The following is a 3513-nucleotide window of genomic DNA, read 5'->3' on the forward strand; positions in this document are numbered from 1 at the left end:
CTATATGACTCCAGTTGAGTATAGACTTGCAAATATGACCGAATAAAAAATGTATTAAAAAGTGTTGACAATCCATATTACTATTGACTCATATAAATATCTAAGTAGAGTTGTAAATTATGAATTAGGAATTAAATTTTCAATGCATAGTTTAAGACATACTCATGCAACCCTTCTTCTTGAACAAGGTGCAAATATAAAAGATATTCAAAGAAGATTAGGACATAGTAAACTTTCCACAACTATGGATACTTATTCTCATGTTACAGAAAACATGAGAAATAGTACTGTTAGTATTTTTGAAACAATAAGTGAGAAATTACCGACATCTTATTAAGAAAATAAAAATGACGACTTGTCGACAAGATAAAAATTTCGTCGGCAAATCGTCGGCAGGCGACAAATTCTCGCCTGCAAAAATCCTTATAAATGGCTCTATTTCTTAATTAGCTTAACTACAGTTTCGGCATGAGGCGTGTGTATTAGCATAATCATAAATCGGCTTATATCAGCTATTAACATATCATATTAGCCCTTATAAATAGCCACTTTAAAGGAATTTAATCATCGTTTCAATATATATTATATTTATTCATATTTTTATATAACTCGTACATTGGTGGCAAATTAGTGGCAAACTCAAACTCTGCCACCATAATTAAAACATTTTAATCAATTCTATATAATAATTGGTCTGAAAAACACAATATTTTTAATATTTTCTCTATAATTAGTTGTCACTTTGCCATTTATTCTTAAAGCTAGTAATATCAATACTTTAAGGTTGACGTTCTATTCTGTCACTTAATTGTCACCATATAAAATAATACACTAAAGAAAAGAAAGGAACAATAATATGTTAGTAAGTTGCAGTAAATGCGGTAGAATTCATGAAAGAGGTTTTAAATGCAATAATAATATTAAGAAAGTATATGCTAAGAAAGAAACAATAGCTAGTAAATTTCGTAATACAAAGGCTTGGAGAGACAAGCGTAAAGATATAATTAATCGTGATAAAGCATTATGTCAGATATACATTAGGAACCTACATAACACGTTACCAAGACAATATAATAATAAAGTTCAAGCCCATCATATCGTACCTATTAATGAAGATTATACCCGTAGGCTTAACGATGATAATCTGATTTGCTTATGTACATATCATCATAGTATGGCAGAGCATGGACAGATTAAAAGAAAAGAATTAATTGAATTAGTAAGAGTGTCAGAAGAAAAGTTGATCTAATATTGAATAAATCATCTTTTAGTATCATATTTTTAATATGAAAAATTAATGAAGGAGATAACTTATATGATTGACAATCAAGAAAGATTTATAAAGAGAAATGAGAATGGTAACTTAACAGGAATAGTAAAATGTCCATTATGTTCTGAGAAATTTAAATTTGAATCAGACGGAATAATTACCGATGTTATTATTAATACTCCACTAGGTGTTAGTGGAGGTTCTCATTCTAAGTCAAAAGCTAATACAACTATCACAAATGAAGTAATATCTACATGTCCTCATTGTAACCGTAGATTCAAACATTATGTGAAAGAAATAAAATAAAAATAATAAGTTAATATAAATAATAGCCCCCCCTAATTGGAGGGACTTTTTTTATAATAGATAACACCGTACAACCCATAATAATTCATAAATAATTCCCTAAATGAGAATATTAAAATTCGTTTCCAAAACAACTATTTCTCTTTACTTTAAGCTTGAAACATAACTAGTTATCTGAGGAAATATATTTCTTTCTATCATTTTAGCTGCTGCTATTCTTCCTTTTAATTTTGGCAAATCACTATTTAAACCTTTTTTATATTTTATAGTCTTGAAATCATTAATTATATTATATCGAAGTCTATTAGATACAGCTAAATCATTATTAGGTTTAAGCGTAACCCCTGTTATTAGCTTATCCTCATCCTTAGAAAAATATTTAAACTTATTAGATTTCAATCTGTGTCCATATTTACGTAAAATAATATCGATATCTCTTTTTAATGCTTGTACATTTATAGGATTTACACTGGAAAATGTCATATCATCTACAAATAAAGAAAACTTACATCCATATTTATTAGCAGTTATATTTATTTCATTAAACATATTTTCATATGCATAATAAGCTATTAATTGACTAGTCGACGCTCCTGTTGGTATACCTTGATTATGGGTTACTATATCGGTAACAATTCCCGCAATATCATTTGACATTTTGAATTTATTAATTAATGACATATAAACGTATTCTCTAGTACAGTTGTCATAGAATTTCTTTATATCTGCTGTTATTATGTATTTAGCTCCTATATGATACTCAGCATTATTTATATAACATTTATTTTTCTCTCCAGATATTAACCATTCAGGTCTTTTAATTTTAGATAATAACATCTGAAGTTTTTTTTGCACTCTTTTTAATTTATAATTAGGCTTATTAATCTCTCTAAAATCTCCATCTTTTTTAGGGATTTTTCCAACTTTATATGTATTCCACTCTTTAAATTTATTTAATTCGTATTTATTTAATTCAATTATCTGTTCTAGTTTTCTTTTATTTTTCAATTTATATAGCGGACTTTGAGAAATATCATATTTTTTAATCATTATCATCTCCATGTAAAGCAGCAAAATAATTCATAAGTTTTATCATTATTTTATTTATGCTAAGATTATTCTTTAAATCTTCATTATAATTCTCTGACATTGCTATTATTGATGATACTTTTATTTGAAAAATTTCTGAATACTTTTCTAATATATCTAAAGATGGTTTCTTTTTATTATTTTCAATTTCAGATAGATAACTAGGAGATATTTCTAGAAGTGTACTCATTTCTTTTGCTTTATATCCATATATCATTCTAATTTTCTTTAAAACTTCACCCAATTAAATAATCTCCTTCCTATCTAATATATATAATGTACTAGTTGTACTTAAATTCAAAATTAGACAGATTTCTATGAAAAAAGATTTATTTGATTCCTTTAAACTTAAAATATAAATCAGCAACTATCTTTACAACTTCAAGTGCTTTTATAGAATACTTAAAAATTTGCTTCGAATGCTTTTTTATAAATCCTCTTAGGAACTTCTTCTTCTTTCCTTTTTTCATAGAAACCGCCTTGCAAGAACAATGATTTTTATTATTTCTCTTATTGTTTTTATTTTTTTTCATGATAACAAACTCCCTTCAACTACTTATAATATTTTTTAAGTAGCCTCCCGCGAAAAGAGAAGGTACATGCAAGGCACAAAATCTGTCTAATAAAATTGCCGCCAGGCACAAAGCTCCCGCTTGTGACTGGCCATTGTATAGCTTAGCAAGCTTCACTCATCAGTCCGTGAATAGATGCTATCCCAACACAAATAAATCAGAGCATTATTGCTGCTCCACAAGTGAATCTAAACTCACTCCAATTTAGGGGAAAAACCTTGTTAATATAAATTAACATCACTGTAATTTTATTCTAGTTCATATTTTTCAATATTT

General features: G+C 27.3%; 5 protein-coding genes and 1 pseudogene. 3 read left to right on the top strand and 3 right to left on the bottom strand.

Going from position 1 to position 3513, the window contains the following annotated elements; all coding sequences use genetic code 11:
- Window positions 1-76: 76 nt before the first annotated feature.
- The 3 genes and pseudogenes from Q0F58_RS18180 to Q0F58_RS18190 all read left to right on the top strand — a co-directional run.
- Window positions 77-337: pseudogene (locus tag Q0F58_RS18180) on the top strand (tyrosine-type recombinase/integrase); the annotation flags it as partial.
- Window positions 338-856: 519 nt separating this feature from the next.
- Complete coding sequence (locus Q0F58_RS18185) at window positions 857-1249, top strand: HNH endonuclease (protein WP_294379283.1); 393 nt, start codon at window positions 857-859, stop codon at window positions 1247-1249.
- Window positions 1250-1315: 66 nt separating this feature from the next.
- Window positions 1316-1576, top strand: coding sequence for a hypothetical protein (locus Q0F58_RS18190; RefSeq protein ID WP_294379284.1), 261 nt, complete (start codon window positions 1316-1318; stop codon window positions 1574-1576).
- A 144-nt stretch (window positions 1577-1720) separates the two neighbouring features.
- Here the strand turns inward: Q0F58_RS18190 and Q0F58_RS18195 are convergent, their stop codons facing one another.
- From Q0F58_RS18195 to Q0F58_RS18205, 3 genes are all read right to left on the bottom strand, one after another.
- Entirely contained in the window at window positions 1721-2626 is a 906-nt protein-coding gene (locus Q0F58_RS18195) for a reverse transcriptase family protein (RefSeq protein ID WP_294379286.1), read from the bottom strand.
- Window positions 2619-2909 (bottom strand): helix-turn-helix domain-containing protein, encoded by a 291-nt coding sequence (locus Q0F58_RS18200; RefSeq protein WP_294379288.1) that lies wholly within the window; start codon window positions 2907-2909, stop codon window positions 2619-2621. The genes Q0F58_RS18195 and Q0F58_RS18200 overlap by 8 nt, the downstream gene beginning before the upstream one ends.
- 85 nt (window positions 2910-2994) lie before the next feature.
- A complete protein-coding gene (locus Q0F58_RS18205; protein WP_294379290.1) occupies window positions 2995-3198 on the bottom strand; it encodes a hypothetical protein in 204 nt (67 codons plus the stop codon).
- Between the last annotated feature and the right edge of the window lie 315 nt (window positions 3199-3513).

Origin of the sequence: uncultured Clostridium sp. (assembly GCF_934754915.1) — a bacterium.
Taxonomy (GTDB): Bacteria; Bacillota; Clostridia; order Clostridiales; family Clostridiaceae; genus Clostridium.